The sequence below is a fragment of the Cystobacter fuscus genome (assembly GCF_002305875.1).
Classification (GTDB): domain Bacteria; phylum Myxococcota; class Myxococcia; order Myxococcales; family Myxococcaceae; genus Cystobacter; species Cystobacter fuscus_A.
The window spans coordinates 7,544,440-7,568,860 of record NZ_CP022098.1; the positions used below are offsets into that span (position 1 = coordinate 7,544,440).

Sequence of the window (24,421 nt, forward strand, 5' to 3'; positions counted from 1 at the left end):
TCGGTAATCCATGTGTTATAGGCGCCGCCCGCTCGAGGTCGGCGAGCTCTGAGAGCAGCGAGTCCATGAAGCAAGACATTCCTCTGGTGACCGTCATCATCCCCGTGAAGAACGGTGGAGCCCTGCTGCGGGAGTGTCTCTCCGCGGTGTTCTCCCAGCAGACCGACTTCCCCTATGAAGTCTTGTGCGTCGACAGCGGCTCCAAGGATGACTCGGTGGACATCATCCGCTCGTTTCCCGCGCGGCTGCTGCAGATCGATCCCGCCACCTTCGGACACGGACGGACGCGCAACCTGGCCATCGAGCACAGCCCCACCGACTTCGTCGCGCTCATCACCCAGGACGCCGTCCCGGACAACGATGCCTGGCTACGGGAGCTGATCGCGCCGATGCGCGACAACGAGCAGGTGGCCGGTGTCTTCGGGCGCCACAAGCCGCATGCCGGCTGCATCCCGTCCGAGGCGTACATGCTGGAGCGGCACTTCGCCCACTTCGGTGCGGACACCACCCTCTTCCAGATCCGTCCGGGGCCCGAGGGGTGGGCCCACTACGAGGCGAACAAGCCTTATTACCGCTTCCTGTCCGACAACAACGCCGCCCTGCGCCGCTCGGTATGGAAACGCATCCCCTACCGGGACGTGGAGTTCATGGAGGATCAGCTGTGGGGCGCGGACGTCCTGGAGGCGGGCTACATCAAGGCCTATGCGCCCCATGCCGTGGTGCGGCACAGCCACAACTACTCGCCCCTGACCCAGGCCCGGCGCGCCTTCGACGAGGCGCGCTTCCATCGCCAGTACTTCGATCCCAAGCACCTGCCCGGCTTTCGCGCCATGTTGCGCGACAAGCTGCACCAGTCGAAGCAGGACGTGCGCCGACTGCTGAATGATCCCGCGGAGAGCGACAAGCTCTCCAAGGCCATGGTCATGGTGGGCCGGGATGTGGGCCAGGCGCTGGGCTGGTGCCTGGGAGACCGGTACGAATTGCTGCCGGTGGGCATGGTGCGCCGCATCTCCCAGCACCATGAGCTCAAGGGAGATGCGAACGACCCGTCCGGCGCTTCCTCCTCGCTGGTGGAGCACGTGAAGCAGACGTACCAGCACTCGCTGGCCGAGCGCGGCAAGCTGGGCACGATGACCGAGGCGATTCGCAAGGCCATCGGCCACTACCGGCAATCACGACAGCACGGGTTGAGCCGGACGATGCTCGACGTCCGGCGGAGCCTGCGGCCCACGCCTCCGCCCACGCGCGGCTGGTGGCATGCCGAGCAGTACGTCTACATCGAGCCGCCCAAGACGCCAGTCGCGCCGGAAGAGCCGCGGCGAGTGGATCCGAACCGACTGGTCATCAACTGGGTCATCCCCCCCTTTGGCCGGGGAGGCGGCGGGCACATGACCATCTTCCGTACCATCCAGCACCTGGAGCGGTTGGGTCATGAGTGCCGGGTGTACGTGGTGGATAGCAGTGAGATGGCACCCGAGCCCATGCGGCTGCAGTCGCTTGTCCACGAGTGGTTCTTGCCCATCCGCGCGCCGGTGTACCACCTGCGCGAGGAGATGGAGCCGGCGGACCTGGTGGTGGCCACCTCCTGGCATACCGCCTACCCGGTGCGGGCCAGCCACTGCGCACCCGCGAAGGTGTATTTCATCCAGGACTACGAATCGGCCTTCTATTCCATGGGCGCCGAGTGGCAGTTCGTGGAAGACACCTACCACTTCGGCTTTTACGGACTGACGGCGGGCACGTGGCTCGAGAAGAAGATGCGCGAGCAATACGGCATGTACGCCCGGAGCTTCCCGCTGGCCGTGGATCACTCCATCTATTACCCGGAGCCGGGCCTCAAGACAGACAAGCGCCGGATCTTCGCCTACATGCGGCCCCACACGACGCGCCGGGGCTTCCAGCTCGTGGCACTCGCCCTGGCGAAGGTGAAGGAGCGCTTCCCCGACGCGGAAATCCACATCGCCGGCTCGGTGCTACATCCCTCCGCCCTGCCCGTCCCCTTCGTGGGACACGGCGTGCTGGACTTCGCGGATCTGCGCCGGGTGTTCTCCATGTGCGACGTGGGCGTGTGCCTGTCCTTCACGAATTACAGCCTGCTGCCCCAGGAGATGGCCGCCTGTGGCTGCCCGGTGGTGGAGATCGACGTGGAGAGCACCCGCGCCGCCTACCCTCCGGGCGCCGTGGTGCTGGCGCCCCCGACGGTGGAGGGGCTCTCCACGGAGATCTGCCGCCTCCTCGAGGACGAAGACCACCGGCAGAAGCAGATCAGCGCGGGCTTCACGTATGTGCGTGACCTGTCCTGGGAGAAGGCACTCGATCAGTCGGCCGAAGCCCTGAAGGAGTTTGCCCTCCACGCCACCCACCAGGAGGCACGGCCGGTCTCCCTACTGCGCTCGGCCCGGTGAGCCAGCCGAGCGCGGGGCACGCGGCTCAGCCCGCGTAGGAGGGCAGCAGCGGCGCGTCCTTGAGGCGTGGGGCGGCGCTGTCCTTGGCGGACAACACGGGCGACGTCACCGGCCAGGGGATGCCCAGGTCGGGGTCGTTCCAGGCGATGCAATGCTCGGAGCTGGGCGAGTAGAAGTCGGTGCACTTGTAATGGAAGTCCACGCTCTCGGAGAGGACGCAGAAGCCATGCGCGAAGCCCGCGGGCACCCACAACTGGCGCCGGTTGTCCGCGGACAGCTCCACGCCCACCCAGCGGCCGAACGTCGGCGAGCCCCGGCGGATATCCACCGCCACGTCGTAGACGGCGCCCGCGAGCACCTGCACCAGCTTGCCCTGCGCATGGGGCTCCTGGAAGTGCAGGCCGCGGAGGATGCCCCTGGACGAGCGCGAGAAGTTGTCCTGCACGAAGGGGCCTGGGATGCCCAGTTCCGCGTAGCGCTTCGCATGGAACATCTCCATGAAGAAGCCGCGGTTGTCCCCGAAGCGCTTGGGCTCGAGCAGGAGGACTTCGGGCAGTGCCGTATCCAGGCGCGTCATGTCCGGGCTCCCTTGTTCTCGATGAGGGCCATCAGGTAGCGCCCGTAGTCGTTCTTGCGCATGGGGTGGGCGAGCTCGGCCACCTTGGCCGCGGTGATGTAGCCCATGCGGAAGGCGATCTCCTCGGGGCACGCCACCTTGAGGCCCTGCCGGTTCTCGATGATCTGGATGAAGTTGGAGGCTTCCATGAGCGACTCATGGGTGCCCGTGTCCAACCACGCGTAGCCGCGCCCCATCAGCTCCACCTGGAGCTGCTGCCTGCGCAGATAGGCGATGTTCACGTCGGTGATCTCCAGCTCGCCACGCGGCGAGGGCTTGAGCTCCCGGGCGATGTCCACCACCTGATTGTCGTAGAAGTACAGACCCGTCACCGCGTAGTTGGACTTGGGCTCGGCGGGCTTCTCCACGAGGCTCAACGCGCGACCACTCGCGTCCAGCTCCACCACGCCATAGCGCTCCGGATCCTTCACGAAGTAGCCGAAGACGGTGGCACCCGAGGTGCGCGCCGCCGCGCGCTGCACCTGCTCGCTCAGGCCATGGCCGTAGAAGATGTTGTCGCCCAGGATGAGGGAGACGGGATCCTTGCCCACGAACTCGCGGCCGATGATGAAGGCCTGGGCCAGTCCGTCCGGACTGGGCTGCACCGCGTACCGGAAGTTCACACCCCACTGCTCACCCGAGCCGAGCAGCTCCTCGAAGCGCGGAAGGTCCGTGGGGGTGGAGATGATCAGGATGTCCCGGATCCCCGCCAGCATCAGCGTGGTGATCGGGTAGTAGATCATCGGCTTGTCGTAGATGGGCAGCAACTGTTTGCTGACCACACGCGTGAGTGGATACAGCCGCGTGCCGGAGCCTCCGGCGAGAACGATTCCCTTCATGACTTGCCTCTCCAGCTCCGCCAGACGCGACGTGCTCCGGCCCTTCCACACACCCTGACGGATCCGACAGGGCTATACCGGTCCTGGGGCCGCCCGTTCAAGAACCCCGCCCGGATCGCCACGCGGCGTGAAAACGCTTCAGGGACTCGGCGAGCGGCAACGGTTGGGCGCTCAGCAGGGAGCGCACCTTGTCCACCTTCAGGCCGCTGCGCAGCGGCCGAGGGCTCGCCAGCTTCATGTCCGCCAGGCGAGTGGGAACGAGGAGCTGGGGATCGAAACCAAACACCTCGCACAGGGCCCGGCCGAAGCTCATCCGGTCCACCACGTCCGCGCCACAGGTGTTCCAGATGCCGCCGAGCTTGCGCTCGCCCAGCTCGCACACCATGGCGGCCACGCTGTCCGCGAGGCTCGCGGAGACGAACTGATCCTCGAACAGGCGGACCTGCTGCCCCTTCTCCAGGGAGCCGACGAGCCAGGCGCCGAAGTTGGGACGGCCCGCCGCGGGCCACCCGTACACCACCGCGGTGCGCGCGATGGCGCAGCCAGGCACGAAGGTACGCGCGGCCTGCTCGGCCATGTGCTTGGTGAGGGCGTAGACGCCACGCGGGTTGGGCAGCGCCTGCTCGTCATAGGGCCCGTGCTCGCCATCGAAGACGTAGTCGGTGGACACGTGCACCAGGTGCGCACCGAGCTTGCGCGCGCTCCGAGCCACCGCGGCGGTGGCGGTGACGTTGGCGGCGAAGGCCTGCTCGGGATCGCGCTCGCACGCATCCACCTCCGTCATGGAGGCCGGATGGAGGATGACCTCGGGCGCCGCGGCCTCGAGGGCCGTGGCCACGTCCTGCTCGCGCGTGAGATCACACTCCACGTACGAGTAGGCACCCGTGGTGCGCCGGGGGCCGCGGCCCAGCCCCACCACCTGGTGCCCGGCCTTCTCCAGGAGCGCACACACCCGGCTGCCGACCAGCCCGTTGGAACCCGTGACGAGGAATCGCATGGTGGTGTCTCCCGGAATCAGCCGTTGAGGCGCGTGCGGTACTGAGTCTCGAAGTACTGGCGGTAGGCGCCGCTCATCACCCGCTCCCACCAGGCCGCGTTGTCCACGTACCAGCGCACCGTCTCCTTCAGGCCCTGCTCGAAGGTGTGCGCCGGCGTCCAGCCCAGCTCGGTGCGGATCTTCGTCGGATCGATGGCGTAGCGCCGATCATGCCCCGGGCGATCCTTCACGTACTTGATGAGGGACTCGGGCTTGCCCACCAGACCGAGGATCGCCTTGACGATCTCGATGTTCTTGCGCTCGGAGTTGCCGCCGATGTTGTAGACCTGACCGGCCTTGCCCTTCTCCAGCGCGACGAGCAGCGCCGCGCAGTGGTCCTCCACGTGGAGCCAGTCGCGCACGTTGGCGCCATCGCCGTAGACGGGCAGCGGCTTGTCGTGCAGGGCGTTGACCACCATGAGGGGGATGAGCTTCTCGGGGAACTGGTAGCGGCCGTAGTTGTTGGAGCAGCGCGTCACCACCACGTCCATGCCGAAGGTATGGTGCCAGGCCAGCGCGAGCAGATCCGAGCTCGTCTTGGACGCCGAGTAGGGGCTGGAGGGCTGCAGCGGCGAGGTCTCGGTGAAGTAGCCGGTGGGGCCGAGCGAGCCGTACACCTCGTCGGTGGAGACCATCAGGAAGCGCTTGATGCCGCGCACGCGGCTGGCCTCGAGCAGCTGCTGGGTGCCCAGCACGTTGGCCTGGATGAAGGCCTCGGGACCGAGGATGGAGCGGTCCACGTGGCTCTCGGCCGCCAGGTGCATGACGGCGTCGATCTGGTGCACGCCCATGAGGTGCTCGACGAGCTCGCGATTGGCCACGTCCCCGCGCACGAAGACGTGCTTGGGGTCTCCCTCCAGCTCCTTGAGCGTCTCCAGGTTGCCGGCGTAGGTGAGCTTGTCGAGATTGACGATCGTCCAGTCGGGACGCACCCGGCGCAGGTACTTGACCAGGTTGGAGCCAATGAAACCACAACCACCGGTGACCAGGACGTTCATCGACGAACTCGAAGAGTAAAGAAGTGAGGACCGCGCGCCTGAGTAGCGAAGGGGCCCCGGGACGTCAAGGCGACCTTGTGTGCTGTGCGTACCCCGGATACACGCTGGAGCCATCGTGAGAATCCCCAGAAGCAGACGGACGGCCGGGCCCTCCGCGTCCCGGGCGGTCCATCAATTCGTGCCCCGGCTCGCCTGGGGCGACGCGGTGGGCAACCAGGTGCGCTACCTGCGCGAGTTGCTGCGCGGCTGGGGCCACGCCTCGGAAATCTACGCGGAGCAGTGGGACGAGGCGAGCAGTGGGCTCGTACGGCCCGCACGGGATTATCCACGCGAGGCGGACGACTCGAGCGCGCTGCTCATCCACCACAGCTTCGAGTCGAGGCTGGTGCCGCTGCTCGCCCGGGCGCCGGGACGCAAGGCGCTCATCTACCACAACATCACCCCGGCCCGGCTCTTCGAGGGCTTCGAGCACAAGGTGGCCCGGGCGTGTGAGGCCGCGCGCGAGGAGCTGCTCGCCCTACGGCCCCTGGTGGAGCGCGCCTGGGCCTATTCGCGATTCAGCACCGAGGAGCTGGTGGCGGCGGGCTTCCCGCACGTGTCCGAGCTGCCCTTCGCGGTGGACTGGAGCGCCTTCGACGTGGCGCCGGATCCAACGCTGCGCGCCGAGCTCGATGACGGGTGCGCCAACCTGCTCTTCGTGGGCCGCGCCGTGCCCAGCAAGCGCGTGGATGACGTGCTGCGCGTCTTCACCGCCTGGCAGCGGTTGTACCACCCCCGCTCCCGGCTCGTCGTGGCCGGCTACCTCAACCGCGAGACGCCCTATGGCGCGTACCTGTACGGCCTCAAGGAGATGCTCGGCGCCGAGCGCGTGCAGTTCCTCGGGCGCGTGAGCGCGGCACAGCTCTCCGCGTGCTACGCGACGGCCTCGGTGTACCTCTCCATGAGCCGGCACGAGGGGTTCGGCGTGCCGCTGCTGGAGGCGATGTACCGGGGCGTGCCCGTGGTGGCGTACGGCGCCGCGGCGGTGCCCGAGACGATGGGTGGAGCGGGCGTGGCCACGCTGACGAACGAGCCGCTGGAGGTGGCGCGGCTGCTCGCGGCGCTGGAGAACAACCCCACGCTCAAGCAGGAGATGCTCTCCGCTCAGCGCGCCCGGGTGGCTCGATTGGGCCAGGAAGCCGTAGCCGCGACCATCCGCGAGGCGCTCCAGCCCTTCCTCACGAGCCCCGCGAGCACGCCGACTCCTTCCGCCGAGGACCCTGCTGGAGTGACGCTCGTGTGCCCCGGCCTCGCCGCCTTCCCCGAAGCACCCGACTCCCGGCTCGCCCTCCGGCTCGCGCAGCGGCTCTCCCCCCACCGCCTGTTGACGTTGGATCCCTCTGCCCGGCCCACGCAGCGGGCTCCCCGGACGCAGCGGGTGGGAAGCCAGCAGGTGCTCGCCTTCTCGCCCGACGAGCCCCTCTCGAGGGATCCCGCGCGGCCACTGCCCAGCTCCTCCTCGCTCGAGATGGCGCTGCGCACCTCGCGCGCGCCCCTGCTCTTCCTCCCCGCGAACTCGCTGCTCGCCCGCGACAGCCTGCCCTTCGTCTCCCGCCGGGCCTGGGGCGTGCGCGACGTGAAGGGAGCGGCCCCCGCGCCCGAGGTGACGTCCCACCTGGGCTCGCGGCTGATCTCCGTCGACATCCACCAGCCGGAGCCCGCCGTGTCCGCGCTCATCCAGGCCCTGCGGCCCCCTGGAGCCTCCCGTGCGTCCTGAAGATCTCCTCACCGCGTCCCCCCTCGCCGAGCGCCTCGCGGAGGAGGCAGGACGGTTGCCCACGCCCCCCGCCGCGCAGGTGGAGGCGATACGCCAGCTCCTCGACGCCTCGTGGCGGGCTCCGGCGGAGACCGAGTGGCCCCCATTGCTGCAAGCCCCCCGCGAGAAGAAGGACAGCCGCTACGCGGAGCCGCCCACGTCGCACCGCTCCGGCCTGACGGGTCCTCTGCTGGTGGGGGCCAAGCGCGCCTTCCGGCTCGCCTTCCAGCCCTTCATCAACGAGGTGCTGCGCAAGCAGGTGGAGTTCAACGAGGCCATCCTCGACTCCCTGGCGCTCATCTACGAGCACCAGCGCGAGGAGTCGCGGACCCAGAGTGCCTGGCGCCGCGAGGTCATGACGCGGCTGGCGGCGCTCGAGCGCTCCGGCAAACCGCCCTCGCCGTAGGCGTCACGCCGGGGCGGCGGAAGTGGTTCGTCAGCGCAGCCCCCGGGCCATGGAACGCAAGGCACCATGCAGCCAGGGCAGCCGCTCGCGCAGGTGGGTGTTGAGCCCATCCACCACGCGGAATCGCAGCCCCCGGGCACTCGAGCCCTCGGCATGGGCACGCGCGAGCCCTTCTTCCAGGGCGAGGAGTGGAACGAGGAGCTGGAAGCCGGGGGACGGCCGGGCCGCGGGGGGAGGCTCCGACGAGAAGGAGCGCACCTCGCACGTCGCCAGCCCCTCCGCCAGGAACAGGGGCTCGAACAGCGCGAAGAGCCGTACGGGCAACGACGCCCCTCGCGTCTCCCTCGAGGTCGGCTCCAGACAAAAGCACCCCACTCGCGTCCGGTCGACGAGCAGAGCCTGAAGCAGCTCGGGTTCCTGGAGCAGATGGGTCAACTCCAGGTGCTCGCCGAGGGGAAAGGGCCGTTTGCTGTCGATGTACGGGACGTCCCCAGGTGCGCCGGGAAGACAGGTCGCGCGAAAGGCCCGCGCCACGCTCCAGGCGGAGCTTCCCCGCTGGAGCGCGTCGATGAGCCGCACGTAGTGCCTCGGGTACACCACGCTGCCCGCTTCCAGGAAGGCCACGTACTGGCCGCGAGCCCTTCGCAAGGCCTCGCCCCAGGCATCGGGCAGCGTCCCCGCGATTCGTTGGAACAGGAACCCGCCCAACTGACGGTGACGTTCCACCTCGCGCGCCCCCTCGGCTCCGGGCTCCTCGATGAGGATCACCTCCAGGGAGTGATGGGCCTGACAGGCGAGGGAGAACAGCGTCTCATCCAAGAGCCCGGGCCGCGCGCGGGATTGCCCCCAGACCAGGACACTCAAGAGCCCTGGGACGGGGCGCGATTCAGCGAGCACCTTCCCTGGAGCAGGCACCACCGCGTAGAAGAGGAGGTCGGCCTCGGCCGAGGCATTGAGCTGGACGAGCAGGGTCTGGAGAGCCTCCTCGGTCCGCTCCGCGAGCCCGGAGCCACCCGGAGGCGCGCGAAACGCCTGCCGTTGCCTCACCTGGAAGCCGTGCTCCTGGAGGAGACGGGCGACCTCCGCGTCAGAAGGCCCCTCCCGTCCGGGAAGGCGTCCCTGGAGCATGGCGAGAAGACGAGCCGCGGAGCAGGCGTTCCAGAAGCCGAAGAGGAACTCCGCGCCGGGCACCTCCCGCCGCAGCACCTCGAGCCACGTCCCAAGCACCCAGGGGGCATGGCGGGGGAGCACCACGTGGGTCGGCGCGAAGCGCGCCAGGGCCGCCAGTGCCTCGGTGGAGGGCTCCGCCGCGAGCGGAGACGTGCCGTCGCCCGCGTCCAGCGCCACCTGGAACACCGCGCGGCCCACGGCCTCCAGGGCGGCGGACAACTCCGGTTCCCGACCGAGCAGGGCCACGCGACCGCCAGCCGGCACGCACTCGAGCACCCAGGAGCGCAGGTGGACACTCCACGGCAAGGGGTCCACTCCCACGTCGGACGAGCCCATTACCAGCGTGCCTCGGTGAAGTCGAAGAGGTGGGCGAAGTCCACGACTCGCGCGAGGCGACGATCCACTCGGCCCATGGGCGGAAGGGTGAAGGGTTCTCCCCCCAGTGCCTGGTACTCCTGAAGGCGGGCGCGCATGAATCCGGCGTCGCCGTACTTGGCGCCCAACAGAGCAGCGCTGCGCCGCACGCTCAGCTCCCGGGTGCGGCTCGTCTCGCGAGTCACGGTGTAGTGGTGAACGAGCGCCCGAGGCGCCAGACGCACGGAGAAGCCCGCGGCCCGGGCCCGCCAGGACAGGTCCACATCCTCGCAATACATGAAGAAGCGCTCGTCGAAGCCGCCCACGGCCGCCCACAAGTCGCGGGTGATGAGCAGCACGCAGCCACTGCACCAGGGCGTCTCGTGCGTCACCGGGTGGTAGCGCTTGGGGTGCTCGTCCGGGAAGAGCCGGGCCTCCACCAGGCCTGTCCGGGGCAGCCGCCCGGCCTCGGCCACCAGTTGAGCCAGGCAGTCCGGGTGCAGCACTCCATCCGGGTTCACGCAGACGTAGTGGCCCACGCCGGGCGAGGCGAACACCTCCGCCATCATCCGGTTGTGCGCGGCACCAAAGCCGAGGTTGGCGCCCGCGAAGTGGTAGTCGGGCGCCGGAACGAGCCGCGCGAGGAACTCACGGAGGGAAGCCTCGGGCGAGTTGTCCCACCAGCGAACCTGGAAGGGCGGCGTCCCCGGAGTGCTCCGGCACAGCTCGAGCGAGGCGATGAGCCGGCGCAGTTCCTCGGGTGGATTGCGGTAGAGGACAACACCCAACACCATGGGCACTTGCCGGCTCACGCGCTGATGGCCTTCTCCGGAGAAGAAGGAACAGCGGCCTCGTGGGTCAGCAACTCCCACCGATGCGGCAGCCGCGTGATGCCCTGGTCCGCCAGGGACGAGCGCACCTTGAAGGTACAGGCCTCCGGACGCGACTCATAGGGTGTCCCATCCGCCGCGAGTGCGGACACCGCCACCTTGTACTGGCCCGGCATCAAGCCAAGCCGCTCCAGCCTCAGGCGCACCATTCCCTGGGCGGGCAGGGGCTTGGGCAGCGGCACGCCATCCACGAGCGTGCTCGTCTCGTACACGAGGGAACCATCGTCCCGGAGGAGGCTCCACCCGAAGCCGCCCTGCGTCACCTCGCTCTGGGTGGAGAACTCGAGCTGCAGTTCCAGCGAGTCTTCGGTGTCCACCTCCGTGGCGCGCAAGCCCTCACGGGTCAGCAACCGGACCTCGCCCAGACGCAGGTGCGCCTGGTCAGCCACGCGCGGTGTGAGCACCAACTCGGGCAGCGCGCCCCCGTCCGCGGACAGCGCGGGCGCCAGCAACGGATTGCCCCGGGCCTCGGCCAGCTTGACGGCCTGCTTGTAGTGGCGGATGACCTCCGCTGGCGCTCCCACCTCGCGGATGCGCCCACCGTCGATCCACGCGGCGAGATCGCACCAGCGCTCCAGCGTCCCCAGGTCATGGGTGACAATGACGATCGTCTTCCCGGACTTCTGGAAGTCCGTCATCTTCTGCAAGCTCTTGCGGCTGAAGTGCTCGTCACCCACCGCGAGGATCTCATCGATGATGAGGATCTCCGGGTCCACGTGCGTGGCCACCGCGAACGCCAGGCGCATGTACATACCGCTGGAGTACGTGCGCACCGGCTCATCGATGAATTCGCCCAGCTCACTGAAGGCGATGATTTCATCCATGCGCTCGCGGATTTCCGTGCGTGACAGGCCCAGGATGACGCCGTTGATGAGGATGTTCTCCCGCCCGGAGAAGTCCGGGTGGAAGCCGGCGCCCAGATCCAGCAGGGCGGAGATGCGGCCGTTGATCTCCACCGAGCCAGAGCTGGGCGAGTAGATGCCGGTAATGAGCTTGAGCAGGGTGCTCTTGCCCGAGCCATTGCGGCCGATGATTCCCACCGTCTTTCCACGAGGAATCGTCAGGTTGATGCCCCTGAGCGCCTCGATGACGGTGTCTGGCTGCTGCCGACGCTGGCCGCGCAACCACCGCACCAGCTCGGACTTGAAGGTCGTGTACTCGCCTCGGATGGTGCTCTTCCGAAAGCTCTTCACCACGTCGCGGAGGACGATGGCATCCATGGGGGGCAAGGGCATCAGACGAACTCCGCGAACTCCTCACGCCGCCGCTCGAAGAGCACGGACGCGAACATGAGCAGCATCAACGCGATGGTCAGCCACAGCAGCAGGGGCCCCGCATCGGGCAGGCGCTGCTCGTAGAAGATGGCCTGGTAGGAGGTGATCATCACCGCCATGGGGTTGAGCAGCACGACGATCGAGCGCAGATGTCCGGGAATGGTGAGGGACTGGTAGAAAACGGGGGTGACGAAGAACCAGAGCGTCAGCAGGTTGGTGACGATCTGCTGCAAGTCCCGGAAGAAGACGTTGAGCGCGGAGAGCAGGTAGGCGAGCGCCAGCGTCACGCACGACTGGATGAGCAGCACCACCGGAAAGGCCACGATGTGCCAGGTGGGCCAGCGACCGAAGAACATGCCCAAGACGAGCATCAACGGCAGCGACAGCAGGTAGTTGACGAGGTTGGTGACCACCACGGTGGCTGGGAGCACCTGCGCCGGGAAGCGGACCTTGGTGAGCAGATCACGCCGATCACTGATGGAGCTGGCCCCCGCGCTCAGCGAGCTGGAGAAACAGATCCACGGCAGCAGGCCCACGAACACGAAGAACGTGTAGGCCTCGAGGTTCTGCCGCATGTAGACGGAGAAGAGCAGCGTGTAGACGGCCATCTGCAACATCGGGTTGAGGAACGTCCACAGGAACCCGAGCACCGAGTTGCGGTAGCGCGCCTTGAGTTCGCGCTGGGTCAGACTCAGCAGCAGACCCCGGTATTGGTAGAGCTCTCGGAGGTTGCGAAGCATGCGGGGCCCTTCATACAGCATAAAGGGGGGACAGTAGGAACCGCTCTCCAGCTCCCTACTCCGCATGGCTGGCAGCCCTTCGACCCAGGGCGATCCACACGTCTGGCGAGAGGACGGCGGTTCGCAAGCATGCCCGCCGGATGAACCGTACAAACGACAAGGCCCCCTGGTTTCCCAGGGGGCCTTTCTTTTTGGAGCGGGAAAAGGGATTTGAACCCTCGACCCTCGCCTTGGCAAGGCGATGCTCTACCGCTGAGCTATTCCCGCATCAGGCTGGAGTGTTGGAGCGGGAAAAGGGATTTGAACCCTCGACCCTCGCCTTGGCAAGGCGATGCTCTACCGCTGAGCTATTCCCGCGTCTCGACTCCTTGATGACCTCCGGCGTTGCCTCGCGGCGCCGTCGAAAGTGAGGGCGGTATACCCCCCGCATCCGGAGGCGTCAAGCCTTCTGTTCACCACCTCCGCCCCCTCGCCGGGCGAGCATGGAAAGGAAGGCCCGGAAGTACACGACGGCGCTCCACACGGAGAACGCCCCGGACAGATACACGAGCACCTGGCCCACCTTGTTGAAGTTCACCGGCGCCGCGTAGAAGCCCATGTCCACCGGGTGCTCGTAGTGCACGCACAGGGAGATGATGCCCACGAGTTGCAGGGACGTCTTCCACTTGCCCTCCTGCCCCGCGGCGATGACCATGCCCTCGCTCGCCGCGATGGTGCGCAGGCCGCTGACGATGAACTCGCGCGCCAAGAGCACGATGACGACCCAGGCCGCGATGCGCCCCAGCCGCACCATCATCACCAGGGCCGCCATGGCGATGAGCTTGTCGGCCAGCGGATCCATGAACTTGCCCACCACGGTGATGAGGTTCCAGCGCCGCGCCAGGTAGCCATCCACGATGTCGGTGATGGCGGCCACCGCGAACACCGCCGCCGCCAGGAGCGAGTCGAGCGGATCCGCCTCGTAGGTGAGCCAGACGAACAGGGGGATGAGCGCGATGCGCCCGAGCGTCAGCATGTTCGGCAGGTTCCAGAACTCCTGCACCAGCACGCTGGGCTTGCGCGCCGCGCGACGCCGCGCCCGCTCCTCCTTCTTCTGCCGCTTCCGTACCGCTCGCTCCGCTCGATCCATGGCGGAGCGTTCTAGCGGAGTGGCAGGGAGATGAGGGCAAATCCTTCGCCGCTCAGTTCCACTCCAACGCCGGGCGGGGGGTCGTCCCGGGACAGCGACACCACCCGGGGAGTGACCGAGCCCTGCCAGCCCACGAGGTAGGACATGGGCACCGTCACCGGCGCCTCGGGCGAGACGCCCACCGAGCGCAGCGCGCCGCGCACCCGCAGCACCACCCTGCCCTGCCCGCGCAGGTACACCAGCTCCAGGTCCGGCGGCACGTCCGAGGGCACCTTGCCATTCTCGAAGGCCACCACCTCCTCGAAGGCGAAGACGCACTCCTCGCGCACGTAGACGCCCGTGTCCCCCAGGTCCGTGGCCAGGAAGGAGTGCCCCTCGGCGGCCTCCAGGAAGAGCACGCCCCGGCCGCTCGCCCGCGTGAACCGGGCCGGGCCCTGGCCAAAGGGCTCGTCCGTGGCGCGGCCCCGGAAGCGCTTGCGCTCCGGCTCGAACTCGAGCTGTCCGCTGAAGGCCACCAGCCCCTCCAGCCGCGTGAGCAGCTCGCCCTCCACGTAGACGGAGAAGCCGCCACCGCCCACGCGCAGGCGCTGCGTGGGGCTCGCGCCCTCCAGCACCAGCGCCGGGGTGAGCTCCGCCAGCAGCGGAACCTCCTCGGTGGGAGGAAAGACCGGAGACTGCGGGGGCAGCTCGGGCGTGGCCCCGTCCAGGGACTCGGGCAAGCGCTCGCCGTCCGGCGGCGAGGCCGAGGCCCGCGAGGCCGCCTGGGCCTCGTCTCCGGAGGCCTCGTCCGGTGCGCGCGCGCCGTCTCCCGAGTCGGCGGCAGGGAAGGCTCCGGGTTCCTCGTCCTCGTCGAAGCGCAACTCGTCGTCGGAGGGAGAGGGCACCTCGTCCAGGCCGAACTGGGCGCCCCATTGGCCCTCGGTAGGAGGTGGAGGTGGCGGTGGCGGTGGAGGTGGCGGACGCGCCGCGGGCGCCGGGACTGGCGCGGGCGTGGCGGCCCTGGCCGGCGTCCGGGCGAAGGAGTCTCCCGCGATGGCCCGGGCCATCTTCTGGGCCATGGCCTCGCTGCCGGCCACGAGGAAGTGCTGCCGGGCCCGGCCATACTCGCCGGCCTGGGCCAGCGCCAGCCCGAGGTAGTTGTGGGCCTTCTTGTGGTCCGGCTGCAGATCGGTCGCGGTGGCGAACTCGCGCATCGCGCGCTGCAGGGCGTTGGTCTTCAGGTAGACGAGCCCCAGGTTGACGCGCAGCGTGGCGTCCACCGGGTTGTCGCGCACCAGCGCCTCGTAGATTTCCGCCGCCCGGTCGAAGTGGCCCAGCTTGAAGTAGGCCAGGCCGAGCATGTTGCGGCCCTTCTCGTTGCGGGGCAGGAGCTGGTGGGCCCGCTCGAGCAACCGCCGGGCCTCGTCCAGACGGCCCTGCGTCAGCAACTCGCCGCCCTGGTAGAGCTGCTTGAGGAACTCCTCGTCAACGGGGCTCTTGGGCCCCCGCCCCGTCACGCGCGTCGTCGCCATCGGAATCCATCCCGCGGGGCTCGTCCTTGGAGAGCCGCTCGCGTTCCTTGTAATGGAAGTAGAGCTGGAGCACCTTGCGCACGTAGGCCTGGGTCTCCGGGTAGGGCGGCACCTGGCCCCCATACTTGCGCACGGCGTCGGGGCCGGCGTTGTACGCGGCCACCATCTTCACCATGTCGCCGCCAAAGAGGTTGGCCAGCACCCGGAGGTAGCGCACCCCACCCTCGATGTTCTCCCGGCTGTCGAAGATGTCGCGCACGTACATGTCCGACGCCGTGGCGGGCATGAGCTGCATGAGCCCGCTGGCTCCCTTGGGCGAGAGCGCGTTGGTGTTGAAGTTGCTCTCCGTGTGCATGATGGCCCGCACGAGCGCGGTCGGAATCTTGTAGCGCGTCGCGGCGGCCGTGATGTGGGCCTCGAACTCCTCGGGCGTGCGCGCGCGGCCCTTCACCGGCGCGCTGACCGCGGGCGCCTCGGAGAAGGTGCCCTTGAGACGGCTCGCCTTCTTGGCTCCCCCCGGAGGCACGTTCGTGTAGACGATCGTCCCATCCTTCTCCACGTACCGGTAGATGCCACCTTCGGCACGGGCACCCAGCGGGGCCAGGCTCAGCGCGCAGAGCAAGGGAAGGAGGAGCGGTCGCATGGTAGCGCTCCAACCTTAATTCCCCGCCCGAAAGTCCTCAAGAAATCGCCTTGTTTCCGGCACTTACAGTCGTTAAGGCTCCCACACATGCCCCATCGGTTCGATTTTCTGGTCCTTGGCAGTGGCGTCGCGGGTCTGTCCTTCGCCCTCCAGGCCGCCCGGCACGGCACGGTGGCGGTGCTCAGCAAGCGCGAGCCGCAGGAGAGCAACACCGCCTATGCCCAGGGAGGCATCGCGAGTGTCCTGTCCCCCACGGACACGTTCGCGGCGCACATCCAGGACACCCTGGAGGCCGGCGCGGACCTCAACCACCTGGACGCCGTGGAGGTGACGGTGCGCGAGGGGCCCGAGCGCATCCGCGAGCTGGTGGCGCTGGGCGCCGACTTCAACCGGCGGGCCTCCGGCGAGTTCGATCTGACGCGCGAGGGAGGACACTCCGAGCGCAGGATCGTCCACGCGGGCGACATCACCGGGCGCGAGGTGCAGCGCGCCCTGCTCGCGGCGTGTGCCGAGCAGCCCAACATCACCTTCTTCCCCAACACCGCGGCGATCGATCTCATCCTCGAGCGGCGGCACGGGCCGGGCGCGCCGGGACGCTGCCTGGGGGTGTACGCGCTCATGCCCTCGGGGAAGATCGAGCGCTTCCTGGGCAAGGGGACGGTGCTGGCCACGGGAGGCGCGGGCAAGGTGTACCTCTACACCTCCAATCCGGACGTGGCCACGGGGGATGGCGTGGCCATGGCGTACCGGGCGGGGGCCGAGGTGGCCAACATGGAGTTCTACCAGTTCCACCCCACGTGCCTCTTCCACCCCGAGGCCAAGAGCTTCCTCATCAGCGAGGCCCTGCGGGGCGAGGGTGGCAAGCTGCGGCTGCGCGGGGGCGCGCAGTTCATGGACCGCTACCACCGGCTGGGGGAGCTGGCGCCGCGCGACGTGGTGGCGCGCGCCATCGACGCCGAGCTCAAGCGCACGGGCGACGACTGCGTCTACCTGGACATGACGCACCTGGGCCGCGCCTTCGTCTCCGAGCGCTTCCCCAACATCTACGCCACGTGCAAGGCCTTCAACATCGACATGGCCGTGCAGCCCATCCCCGTGGTGCCCGCGGCCCACTACATGTGCGGCGGCGTGGTGACGGACCTCCATGGCCGCACCACCCTGCCCGGCCTGTTCGCCATCGGCGAGGTGGCCCACACGGGCCTGCATGGCGCCAACCGACTCGCCTCCAACTCGCTGCTCGAGGGGCTCGTCTTCGGCCATCGCGCCGCGGCCATCTGCGCCGAGGAGGCACGCGCCCTCGCCGCGCCCCAGGTGGATCCGCCCGAGTGGGACGAGGGCAGCGCGGTGGCCTCGGACGAGAGCGTCGTCGTGGCCCACAACTGGGATGAGATCCGCCGCCTCATGTGGAACTACGTGGGGATCGTTCGCACGGACAAGCGCCTCATGCGCGCGCGCCGCCGGCTGGAGCTGCTGCGCGAGGAGATCCGCGACTACTACTGGCGCTTCAAGGTCACCCAGGACGTCATCGAGCTGCGCAACATCTGCGAGGTGGCCACGCTCATCGTCGACTGCGCCAGCCGGCGCAAGGAAAGCCGCGGCCTGCACTTCACCCTGGACTACCCGGAGCGCGACGATCACCGCGGCAAGCGTGACACCGTGGTGCGTCGCGAGCCGTGAGCCCCCCGCTTCGAGGAACCAACGAGACATGAGCATTCGATCCATCTGCGTCTTCTGTGGCTCGCGCATGGGCGCGCGGCCGGAGTACCTCGAGGCCGCGCGGGCCCTGGGCACGGAGCTGGGCCGGCGGGGAATCACCCTCGTCTACGGCGGCACGAGCGTGGGCCTCATGGGCGCCGTGGCGGACGCGGTGCTCGCCGAGGGCGGCCAGGTGGTGGGCGTGCTGCCCCACCTGCTCCAGTCCCGGGAGATCGCCCACAAGCACCTCACCGAGCTGCACCTGGTGGACTCCATGCACACGCGCAAGGCGATGATGGCCGAGCGCGCCGACGCGTTCATCGCCATGCCCGGCGGCGTGGGCACCTTCGAGGAGCTCTTCGAGATCACCACCTGGGCCCAGCTCGGCCTGCACCACAAGCCCATCGGCCTGCTGAACGTGGCGGACTTCTACGGGCCCCTGCTCGCCCTCATGCGGCGCGCGGTGGAGGAAGGCTTCATTCCGGAGACCCGCGCCCAGCCCTTCGTCCATGACGCCTCGCCGATCGCCCTGCTGGACTCCCTCCTGAAGGCGGAGCAGCCGCTCACCCCGGCCACGCCCGTCCTGGGCCCCGCGCAGAGCTGAGCCGGACAGGCTCCGCCTCAGCGCGTCTGCATCCGCATCTCCGCCTTGCCGAGCGTGGACGCCAGGCGCAGCAACACCCACTCGGCGTTCGCGGGGATGACGAGGGCCCCATTGGCGAAGAGCGCGGGGAAGCGCAGGCGGTAGCCCACCCAGAAGACGCCCGTGTACGGGTAGTAGGCGCGCATCTCCATGTCCGCCCGGCCCACCCGCTCCACGCTCAGGGGCCGCACCGTGCCCGCCGGCGTCACCAGCTCCACGTTCCAGATGGAGTTGGGACGATCGAAGTCGTCGTAGTGGTAGTCGTAGACATAGACGCCGAGGAACAGCTCGTGCGTGCCCGTCGCCGCCGAGATCTCCCGGGCGAGGTTCTCCCGGACGCGCTCCGGCGGCAGCACCTTGAAGAGCGCCTGACGGTGCAGACGGGCCTCGCGGAAGGCGTCGGTCTGCAGGGTCGCCGTGGCGAAGAGAATGGTGTCGAAGCCCTTGTAGATCTCGTCGCGGCCCGAGTAGCGCGCCAGGACCTTCTGGTAGGCCTCTTCCTGGCGCTCGTCCTTGAGTACCGGAGCCGAGTCCCCCACCTGGGGAGGCACGGTGACACAGCCCGCGAGCGCCAGGAACAGCGCCCCGAACCGCAACCCCATCCTCATGGGATGAAGTCCCGGCGGGTGAACAGGGTGTGGAGCTTGTGGCCGCTGGCCTCGACCGCCTCGCGCCCACCCTCCAGCCGATCCACCAGGGCGAAGGCGCCGAGCACCCGCAGCCCCTCGAGCTGCGCGCGCTCGATGGCCTTGAGCGTGGAGGCTCCCGTGGTGACCACGTCCTCGAGGATGGCCACGGGCGCGCCGGGCCCGAGCGCCTTCATGCCCTCGATCCACTGGCCCGTGCCGTGGCCCTTGGGCTCCTTGCGGACGATGAAGGCATGCAACGGCGTCTGGGCCAGATAGCTCGTGAGGCTGACGGCCGAGGCGAGCGGATCCGCGCCGAGCGTCAGGCCCCCCACCGCCACGGCCTCGGGGGCCTCGCGGCGCACCGCGTCCAGCAACAGCCGGCCGATGAGGTAGTGCCCCTCGGCCAGCAGCGCCGTGCGCTTGCAGTCGATGTAGAAGTCCGACTCCTTGCCCGAGGAGAGCACCACCTTGCGCCGCTCGAAGGAGCGCTCGGTGAGCAGTCGCAGCAGCCGCTCCCTGTCACCCGTGGGCGTGTCCATCTTCACAATCTCTCCAGCCAGGCCACGAGATCCGCGGAGTAGCGCAGCTGGGTGATCAGCTCCTGCTTGCGCGTCTCGTCGAGGTCGGCGAACACATCCGCCAGCAGCGCCAGGTCCTGGTTGATGTCCACCAGTTGCTGGGTGGCCTCCACGGCCAGCTCGTCCGCGTCGACCTCTTCTTCCACCGTCTCCGGCGCCAGCGACTCCTCGGTGGCCAGCGCCTTGTCCAGCATGTCCCGGGCGATGGGCGTGAGCCGCCCCTCCGCCTCGAGCTTGTCCCGGCGTGCCTCCAGCTCCTCGCGGCTCACCGGCGAGGCATGGATGGCCGAGGCGAGCGCCAGCAGCAGCGCGTCCTCGTCGGACAAGTCCGTATGCAGGCGCGCGAGGACGCGGTCGCGCTTGAGGAAGCGCAGCGCCGCCACGCGCCGGAAGCCGGAGATGATTTGAAAGCGATCCGGCGGCCGGAAGCGCACGTCCACCGGGAAGAGCTGGCCCAGCCGCGCCAGATCCGTGGCCAGCGCGGACAAGTCCCCCACGGGGCGGAGCTGGAAGGTGGTGTCCTCGTCGATCCGCTCCAATGGAAGGTGAGCGGGCGCCACGTGGCCGCGACGGCGCAACGTGGCGGACTCGAGGCTCTCCTCAACGGCCTTCGGGGGCGCCTGCTCCGCCCCGGCGTTGGACTCCTCGCCCCCGGACACCGCGCCCGTGGGCTCCTGTATGGCATCGGTGGAGGCGCCGGACGGCTCGGCCGCGTCCACCACGGGCGCGACCTCCGCCTGGGTGCTCGGCTCCGCGTCCACCTCGTCGATCCTGTTCTCGGCGTTCATGGCGTTCATCCGCACCCTTGGCTGACCCGTCACCTCTAGAGGGACGGGTACCCCCAACGCTTCAACGACCCTTCTTCTTCACGACGACCTTCTTGCGAGCCCCTTCCGCCACCGAGGGAGGAAGCGGAGCCGCGGGAGGCGGCCGGGGAGGCTCGGGACGCGTCGGCTCGGCGGCCCGGGCGACGGGCGGCGGAGGCGGCGCGGGCCGGGACGCCGGAGCGGCCGGAGCCGGAGGCGGCGCGGGCCGGGCAGGCGGTGCGGCGGCGGGACGAGCCGGCGCGGCGGGCGGCGGCGTGGGACGACCCCCCGGCAGGGCGGGACGCGCCACGGTGGTACCCGGACGCAGCGGCGTGCGCACAGCGGCCGGACGCGGCAGGGAAGGACGCTCGGCGGGCACGCGACCCGGCTCCACCTCGCCCATGTCCACGCGGCCGCGGAAGCTCGCCCCGTCCACGATGATGACGCGCGGCGAGTGGATGTCCCCCACCATGCGACCCTCGCGGGTGAGCTCCACGCTCTCGGTGGCGTTGATGTTGCCCACCACCACGCCGCTGATGATGGCGTTCTTCACCGCCACGTTCGCCTTCACCACGCCCGTGGGCTCCACGATGAGCGTCCGGCTGAGGGTGAGCTCCCCCTCCACCCGGCCGCGCACGGTCAGGTCCTCGTCACCCGTCAGCTTGCCGCTGATGAGGATGGAGGGACCCACCACGGTGTTGTTGACGACGGCCCCAGAGGCCAGTTCCTTCGTGGTGGCCAAGGATCAGCGCTCCTTCGGGATGTCCATGTCGACGTTGCCCTTGAAGGAGGCTCCGTCGGCGATGAGGATGCGCGGGGCGCGGATGTCTCCCACCACGCGGCAGTCCGTCTTGAGCTCCACCTTGTCCGAGGCCGCGATGTTGCCGGTGACCCGGCCCGCGATCTCCACGTTCTGCGTCTCGATGTCCGCCTCCACCACGCCACTGCCCTCGACGTAGAGGCTCTCCTTGAGGGAAATCTTCCCCTTCACGGTGCCCTGGATGACCAGGTCCTCGTCGCCGGAGATCTCCCCATCGATGACAATGCTCGAACCGATGACCGTATTCGCCATGAGTGTTGTCCACCCCTCCCGAGAGGCATGCTGCTGGCCGCGAGGCCCGTGTTAGATGTCGTCCGGCAACTTCACGTCCATCTCGATGGAGCCATTGAACACCGCTCCATCCTCGATGACCACGCGCGGGGCCTTGATGTCTCCGGCCACCTTCGCCGACGCGTTGATCGCCACGCGCCCCGAGGCGTCGATGTTGCCACTCGCCTCGCCATTGATGGTCAGTTCCTCGGCGCGGATGTCCGCCTGCACCTTGCCGGTGCCCTCGATGGTCAGGTGATTCTTCAGGGCAATCTGCCCCTCCACCCGTCCCTCGATGATCAGATCGCCGCCTCCGGTGAGATTGCCCCGGATGACGATGCCCTTGCCGATGATGCCCGTTTGATCGCCCTGTGCCATGCGGTGAAGCCTCGGCTGTGAGATTCCAACCTACGTCAGAGACGCTCGGAGATCCAGTTGCAGATGTCCCGGAAGACCTGCTCGCGCCCGAGCTCGTTGAGCGGCTCGTGGCGCATCCCCGGATATGCCTTGTACACCTTGTCCCGGGAGCCCACGGCATCGAAGAAGGCGCGTCCGGTCTCCACCTTCGCCACGCCGTCCTCCGCTCCGCTGAACAGCAGGAGCGGCACCTGGAGCCCCGGCGCGATCGCCAGCACCCGCGTCTGGGCCTTCGCCGACTCGATGAACCAACGCGGGGTGACGATCCGGCCGTAGAGCGGATCCGCGCCCGCCGCGCGCTGCACCGCCTCGTCCCGGCTGAGCTGCTCGAGCTTGAGCTCGGTGGGCAGGGGCGCCCACGGCAGCACCCGCGCCAGGACCTTCGCCGCCAGCAGCTTCACCGGGGGCGGAGTGATGGCGAGCTTGAAGAAGGGCGAGGACAACATCATGCCGCTCAGCCCCTGCAGCCCACCCCTCGCCCACAAGTGCACGGACATCAATGCCCCGTGGCTGTGCCCGAGCAGGAAGAGCTTCCCGCCTCCCGCCGCCCCACGCACCCGCTCCCAGAAGGCACTCAGATCGTCCAGGTAGTCCGGCCACGCATCGCAATGGCCCCGGCGCCCGTCCGCCCGGCCATGGCCACGGTAGTCGAAGCCGTGCACGGCGAAACCCTGCTCCGTGAGCGCATCGATGATCGGCACGTAGCGGCCGATGTGATCGCCATAGCCGTGCACCACGGCCACGTGGGCACGAGGCTGCTCGGGCTGATCGGATCTCCAATAGAGCCGGAGCCCGTCCCTGCTGGTGAAGAACCCCTCGTCGAAGCGCGCCATGGCTGCCGGGGACATTAGCGACCCGCCGCACCAGTGGATAGCAACTTCAGCTTCCGCTCGATGAGCGCGCGTTGATCCGCGGGGTCGGCGGCCTCCGGCATCCGCTCCAGCACCTCCAACGCCCGCTTCCAGACCTCCGCCGCCTCCTCCGGACGCGACACCCGCTGGTAGGCATCCCCCAGGTGCTCGAGGATGACGGGCTCCTCGGGCTCCAGCTCCGCCGCGCGCGCCAGGGTCCGCACCGCGCTCGGGTAGTCACCGCGCTGGTAGTGGATCCACCCCAGCGAGTCGAGGAACGAGCCCGTGTCCGGACGCAACGCCAACGCCCGCCGCACCAGCCGCTCCGCCTCGGCGAAGTCCCGGCCGTGTTGCGCGAGCAGATAGCCGATGAAGTTCATGGCCGCCGCGTGGTCCGGCTCCAACCGCAGCACGCCGCGCATCGAGTACAGGGCGCCCGGCACGTCCCCCATGTCCAGCAACACCGTGGCCAGCACGTAGCGCGGCGCCACCTCCTCGGGTGCCTGGGAGATCGCCTCGCGCAGCGCGGCCAGCGCCTCGCCGGGGCGGCCCTGGCGCTTGAGCGTCGAGGCGAACGCCTCCAGCAGCTCCGGCGCCCGCTTGCGCCCGAGCGCCTCGCGCAACAGGGCCACCGCGCGCTCCGGCTCCCCACCGCGCTCCACGGCCCGGGCCTGCTGGATGCGCAGGCCGGTGTCCTCGGGATTCTCCTCGAGCGCTTCCGCGATCAGGGCCAGCGCCTCCGCGTGCCGTCCCGCCTGGGACAGGCAGAGGGCCCGGCGCGAGCGCGCATCGGCCGCCAGCACCGAGCCATCGGGCACCTCGGCATAGGCGGCCGCCGCCTGCTCGAAGTGACGCAGCCGCTCGTGCACCAGGCCCGCGTAGAAGGACACGCGCGGCGACGCGCCCCGGCCCCCACGCGCCGCGTCCAGCACCTCCAGCGCCGAGGGGTTGTCCCGCGCGGACAGGAACAGCAGTGCCACCTGCACGGTGAGCTCCGGATCCCCCGCGTCCGCCAGCAGCCGATCGAAATACGCCCGGGCCCGCACCGACGAGCCGAGCCGCAGGGCGAGCCGCCCCGCCCCCTCCAACATCGCCGCGTTGTCCGGGTCGCGCTCCAGCGCCCGCGCCAGATACTCCTCCGCCGCCGCCAGGCGCCCGGCCTTCTCGTTGAGCCGCGCGAGCGTGATCAACGCCTCCAGGTCGCCCGGATCGCGCTCCAGCGCCCGCTTGAGCATCCGCTCGGCGCGCACGGCATCTCCCCGCTCGGCCAGGGCCATCCCGAGCCGCCGGTAGCCGGAGACCTCGCCAGGAAGCGCCGCCGCCAACGCCTCCACCGCCTTCACCGCCTTGTCGTGGGCCCGTGCCTCCAGGTGGAGCTGCGCCAGTTGCAGGTAGGCCTCTGGTTCACGGGGCTTGAGCCGGATGGCGCGGCGCAGGTGTTGCTGGGCGAGCCGGGGCTTGCGCGCCTCCTTCAGCACGCGCGCCAACATCAGCCGCGCCTCGTAGTAGCGGGGCTGGAGCTCCACCGCGCGCCGCGACTCCCGCTCCGCCCGCTCCAGCTCTCCCAGGAGCAGGTACTCCTCACCCAGGCGCGTGAGCAGGTAGGGGTTGGCCTCGTCGGTGGCCAGCGCCAGCCGCAGCTCGTCCGCCGCGCCCTGATGCTGACCCTCCAGGTGCAGCAGCTTCGCCTTCAAGGCATGCGCATAGCTGGCGGACGAAGCGGAGCCGACCGCCTGGGACGTCGGGGACGTGGCCTCGCGCATGGCCGAACGATCCGCCTTCGGCCGGCGGGCAACGGGCGCCGCGGCCGCTCCCCACCCGAGGAGGAGCAACAACGGCACGGCGCGGGCAGCGTTTCGCGGGATGCGCACGCCTCCGATTCTAGCGCGGAGGCGGCGCCCACGCA

General features: G+C 69.2%; 24 protein-coding genes and 2 tRNA genes. 5 read left to right on the forward strand and 21 right to left on the reverse strand.

Annotated elements, in window-relative coordinates; all coding sequences use genetic code 11:
* The first annotated feature begins 65 nt into the window (after positions 1–65).
* Positions 66–2,405, forward strand: coding sequence for a glycosyltransferase (locus tag CYFUS_RS30375; RefSeq protein ID WP_095988408.1), 2,340 nt, complete (start codon positions 66–68; stop codon positions 2,403–2,405).
* A gap of 25 nt (positions 2,406–2,430) precedes the next feature.
* Here the strand turns inward: CYFUS_RS30375 and rfbC are convergent, their stop codons facing one another.
* The 4 genes from rfbC to rfbB form a co-directional block, all read right to left on the reverse strand.
* Positions 2,431–2,982 (reverse strand): dTDP-4-dehydrorhamnose 3,5-epimerase, encoded by a 552-nt coding sequence (gene rfbC, locus CYFUS_RS30380; RefSeq protein ID WP_095988409.1) that lies wholly within the window; start codon positions 2,980–2,982, stop codon positions 2,431–2,433.
* On the reverse strand, positions 2,979–3,860 hold the full coding sequence (gene rfbA, locus CYFUS_RS30385) for a glucose-1-phosphate thymidylyltransferase RfbA (protein ID WP_095988410.1): 882 nt from the start codon (positions 3,858–3,860) through the stop codon (positions 2,979–2,981). The genes rfbC and rfbA overlap by 4 nt, the downstream gene beginning before the upstream one ends.
* Positions 3,861–3,957: 97 nt before the next feature.
* The gene (locus CYFUS_RS30390) at positions 3,958–4,857 is read right to left on the reverse strand and encodes an SDR family oxidoreductase (protein ID WP_095988411.1); all 900 of its coding nucleotides are present in this window, start codon (positions 4,855–4,857) and stop codon (positions 3,958–3,960) included.
* A gap of 17 nt (positions 4,858–4,874) precedes the next feature.
* The gene (rfbB, locus tag CYFUS_RS30395) at positions 4,875–5,894 is read right to left on the reverse strand and encodes a dTDP-glucose 4,6-dehydratase (protein WP_095988412.1); all 1,020 of its coding nucleotides are present in this window, start codon (positions 5,892–5,894) and stop codon (positions 4,875–4,877) included.
* Between the two features lie 121 nt (positions 5,895–6,015).
* Here rfbB and CYFUS_RS30400 point away from each other — a divergent pair, with 121 nt between their 5' ends.
* The gene (locus CYFUS_RS30400) at positions 6,016–7,650 is read left to right on the forward strand and encodes a glycosyltransferase (protein WP_232537844.1); all 1,635 of its coding nucleotides are present in this window, start codon (positions 6,016–6,018) and stop codon (positions 7,648–7,650) included.
* Entirely contained in the window at positions 7,640–8,095 is a 456-nt protein-coding gene (locus CYFUS_RS30405; protein WP_095988413.1) for a TilS substrate-binding domain-containing protein, read from the forward strand. The genes CYFUS_RS30400 and CYFUS_RS30405 overlap by 11 nt, the downstream gene beginning before the upstream one ends.
* Before the next feature lie 30 nt (positions 8,096–8,125).
* On the opposite strand, the gene CYFUS_RS30410 is transcribed toward CYFUS_RS30405, so the two are convergent.
* From CYFUS_RS30410 to CYFUS_RS30450, 9 genes are all read right to left on the reverse strand, one after another.
* Positions 8,126–9,571, reverse strand: a complete 1,446-nt coding sequence (locus CYFUS_RS30410; RefSeq protein WP_157758762.1) for a glycosyltransferase family 2 protein — start codon at positions 9,569–9,571, stop codon at positions 8,126–8,128.
* Positions 9,572–9,600: 29 nt separating this feature from the next.
* Positions 9,601–10,431 carry a glycosyltransferase family 2 protein gene (locus tag CYFUS_RS30415; RefSeq protein WP_232536903.1) on the reverse strand — a complete coding sequence of 277 codons (831 nt, stop codon included), beginning with the start codon at positions 10,429–10,431 and terminating at the stop codon, positions 9,601–9,603.
* Positions 10,428–11,744 carry an ABC transporter ATP-binding protein gene (locus CYFUS_RS30420; protein ID WP_232536904.1) on the reverse strand — a complete coding sequence of 439 codons (1,317 nt, stop codon included), beginning with the start codon at positions 11,742–11,744 and terminating at the stop codon, positions 10,428–10,430. The genes CYFUS_RS30415 and CYFUS_RS30420 overlap by 4 nt, the downstream gene beginning before the upstream one ends.
* On the reverse strand, positions 11,744–12,523 hold the full coding sequence (locus tag CYFUS_RS30425) for an ABC transporter permease (protein WP_095992325.1): 780 nt from the start codon (positions 12,521–12,523) through the stop codon (positions 11,744–11,746). The genes CYFUS_RS30420 and CYFUS_RS30425 overlap by 1 nt, the downstream gene beginning before the upstream one ends.
* A gap of 192 nt (positions 12,524–12,715) precedes the next feature.
* A tRNA-Gly gene (locus tag CYFUS_RS30430) sits at positions 12,716–12,790 on the reverse strand.
* 15 nt (positions 12,791–12,805) lie between these two features.
* Positions 12,806–12,880, reverse strand: a tRNA-Gly gene (locus tag CYFUS_RS30435).
* Between the two features lie 82 nt (positions 12,881–12,962).
* The gene (gene pgsA / locus CYFUS_RS30440; protein ID WP_095988416.1) at positions 12,963–13,652 is read right to left on the reverse strand and encodes a CDP-diacylglycerol--glycerol-3-phosphate 3-phosphatidyltransferase; all 690 of its coding nucleotides are present in this window, start codon (positions 13,650–13,652) and stop codon (positions 12,963–12,965) included.
* An 11-nt stretch (positions 13,653–13,663) separates the two neighbouring features.
* Positions 13,664–15,163: a tetratricopeptide repeat protein gene (locus CYFUS_RS30445; protein ID WP_095988417.1), complete on the reverse strand. Its 1,500-nt coding sequence runs from the start codon at positions 15,161–15,163 to the stop codon at positions 13,664–13,666.
* Positions 15,117–15,806: a transglycosylase SLT domain-containing protein gene (locus CYFUS_RS30450; protein WP_095988418.1), complete on the reverse strand. Its 690-nt coding sequence runs from the start codon at positions 15,804–15,806 to the stop codon at positions 15,117–15,119. Before CYFUS_RS30450 ends, CYFUS_RS30445 begins: the two co-directional genes overlap by 47 nt.
* An 87-nt stretch (positions 15,807–15,893) precedes the next feature.
* Between CYFUS_RS30450 and nadB the strand changes: the two genes are divergently transcribed.
* On the forward strand, positions 15,894–17,483 hold the full coding sequence (gene nadB / locus CYFUS_RS30455) for an L-aspartate oxidase (protein ID WP_095988419.1): 1,590 nt from the start codon (positions 15,894–15,896) through the stop codon (positions 17,481–17,483).
* A gap of 28 nt (positions 17,484–17,511) precedes the next feature.
* On the forward strand, positions 17,512–18,105 hold the full coding sequence (locus tag CYFUS_RS30460) for a TIGR00730 family Rossman fold protein (protein WP_095988420.1): 594 nt from the start codon (positions 17,512–17,514) through the stop codon (positions 18,103–18,105).
* 17 nt (positions 18,106–18,122) lie between these two features.
* On the opposite strand, the gene CYFUS_RS30465 is transcribed toward CYFUS_RS30460, so the two are convergent.
* The 8 genes from CYFUS_RS30465 to CYFUS_RS30500 all read right to left on the reverse strand — a co-directional run bounded on the left by CYFUS_RS30465 (position 18,123) and on the right by CYFUS_RS30500 (position 24,386).
* On the reverse strand, positions 18,123–18,752 hold the full coding sequence (locus CYFUS_RS30465; RefSeq protein ID WP_095988421.1) for a hypothetical protein: 630 nt from the start codon (positions 18,750–18,752) through the stop codon (positions 18,123–18,125).
* Positions 18,749–19,312 carry an orotate phosphoribosyltransferase gene (gene pyrE, locus CYFUS_RS30470; RefSeq protein WP_095988422.1) on the reverse strand — a complete coding sequence of 188 codons (564 nt, stop codon included), beginning with the start codon at positions 19,310–19,312 and terminating at the stop codon, positions 18,749–18,751. The genes CYFUS_RS30465 and pyrE overlap by 4 nt, the downstream gene beginning before the upstream one ends.
* 2 nt (positions 19,313–19,314) lie before the next feature.
* Complete coding sequence (locus CYFUS_RS30475; protein ID WP_095992326.1) at positions 19,315–20,139, reverse strand: ParB/RepB/Spo0J family partition protein; 825 nt, start codon at positions 20,137–20,139, stop codon at positions 19,315–19,317.
* Between the two features lie 61 nt (positions 20,140–20,200).
* Positions 20,201–20,899 carry a bactofilin family protein gene (locus CYFUS_RS30480; RefSeq protein WP_095988423.1) on the reverse strand — a complete coding sequence of 233 codons (699 nt, stop codon included), beginning with the start codon at positions 20,897–20,899 and terminating at the stop codon, positions 20,201–20,203.
* A 3-nt stretch (positions 20,900–20,902) separates the two neighbouring features.
* Positions 20,903–21,229, reverse strand: coding sequence for a bactofilin family protein (locus tag CYFUS_RS30485; protein WP_002624369.1), 327 nt, complete (start codon positions 21,227–21,229; stop codon positions 20,903–20,905).
* 51 nt (positions 21,230–21,280) lie between these two features.
* Complete coding sequence (bacN, locus tag CYFUS_RS30490) at positions 21,281–21,625, reverse strand: bactofilin BacN (protein WP_002624368.1); 345 nt, start codon at positions 21,623–21,625, stop codon at positions 21,281–21,283.
* 35 nt (positions 21,626–21,660) lie between these two features.
* Positions 21,661–22,497 carry an alpha/beta hydrolase gene (locus CYFUS_RS30495; protein ID WP_095992327.1) on the reverse strand — a complete coding sequence of 279 codons (837 nt, stop codon included), beginning with the start codon at positions 22,495–22,497 and terminating at the stop codon, positions 21,661–21,663.
* A 14-nt stretch (positions 22,498–22,511) separates the two neighbouring features.
* The gene (locus CYFUS_RS30500; RefSeq protein ID WP_269770163.1) at positions 22,512–24,386 is read right to left on the reverse strand and encodes a tetratricopeptide repeat protein; all 1,875 of its coding nucleotides are present in this window, start codon (positions 24,384–24,386) and stop codon (positions 22,512–22,514) included.
* Positions 24,387–24,421 lie beyond the last annotated feature (35 nt).

Bases quoted from the DNA above. Each gene is read 5' to 3' on its own strand.
- CYFUS_RS30375 (WP_095988408.1), top strand. From the start codon at position 66: ATGAAGCAAGACATTCCTCTGGTGACCGTCATCATCCCCGTGAAGAAC.
- rfbC (WP_095988409.1), bottom strand. From the start codon at position 2,982: ATGACGCGCCTGGATACGGCACTGCCCGAAGTCCTCCTGCTCGAGCCC.
- rfbA (WP_095988410.1), bottom strand. From the start codon at position 3,860: ATGAAGGGAATCGTTCTCGCCGGAGGCTCCGGCACGCGGCTGTATCCA.
- CYFUS_RS30390 (WP_095988411.1), bottom strand. From the start codon at position 4,857: ATGCGATTCCTCGTCACGGGTTCCAACGGGCTGGTCGGCAGCCGGGTG.
- rfbB (WP_095988412.1), bottom strand. From the start codon at position 5,894: ATGAACGTCCTGGTCACCGGTGGTTGTGGTTTCATTGGCTCCAACCTG.
- CYFUS_RS30420 (WP_232536904.1), bottom strand. From the start codon at position 11,744: ATGCCCTTGCCCCCCATGGATGCCATCGTCCTCCGCGACGTGGTGAAG.
- CYFUS_RS30425 (WP_095992325.1), bottom strand. From the start codon at position 12,523: ATGCTTCGCAACCTCCGAGAGCTCTACCAATACCGGGGTCTGCTGCTG.
- pgsA (WP_095988416.1), bottom strand. From the start codon at position 13,652: ATGGATCGAGCGGAGCGAGCGGTACGGAAGCGGCAGAAGAAGGAGGAG.
- CYFUS_RS30445 (WP_095988417.1), bottom strand. From the start codon at position 15,163: ATGGCGACGACGCGCGTGACGGGGCGGGGGCCCAAGAGCCCCGTTGAC.
- CYFUS_RS30450 (WP_095988418.1), bottom strand. From the start codon at position 15,806: ATGCGACCGCTCCTCCTTCCCTTGCTCTGCGCGCTGAGCCTGGCCCCG.
- nadB (WP_095988419.1), top strand. From the start codon at position 15,894: ATGCCCCATCGGTTCGATTTTCTGGTCCTTGGCAGTGGCGTCGCGGGT.
- CYFUS_RS30460 (WP_095988420.1), top strand. From the start codon at position 17,512: ATGAGCATTCGATCCATCTGCGTCTTCTGTGGCTCGCGCATGGGCGCG.
- CYFUS_RS30465 (WP_095988421.1), bottom strand. From the start codon at position 18,752: ATGAGGATGGGGTTGCGGTTCGGGGCGCTGTTCCTGGCGCTCGCGGGC.
- pyrE (WP_095988422.1), bottom strand. From the start codon at position 19,312: ATGGACACGCCCACGGGTGACAGGGAGCGGCTGCTGCGACTGCTCACC.
- CYFUS_RS30475 (WP_095992326.1), bottom strand. From the start codon at position 20,139: ATGAACGCCGAGAACAGGATCGACGAGGTGGACGCGGAGCCGAGCACC.
- CYFUS_RS30485 (WP_002624369.1), bottom strand. From the start codon at position 21,229: ATGGCGAATACGGTCATCGGTTCGAGCATTGTCATCGATGGGGAGATC.
- bacN (WP_002624368.1), bottom strand. From the start codon at position 21,625: ATGGCACAGGGCGATCAAACGGGCATCATCGGCAAGGGCATCGTCATC.
- CYFUS_RS30495 (WP_095992327.1), bottom strand. From the start codon at position 22,497: ATGGCGCGCTTCGACGAGGGGTTCTTCACCAGCAGGGACGGGCTCCGG.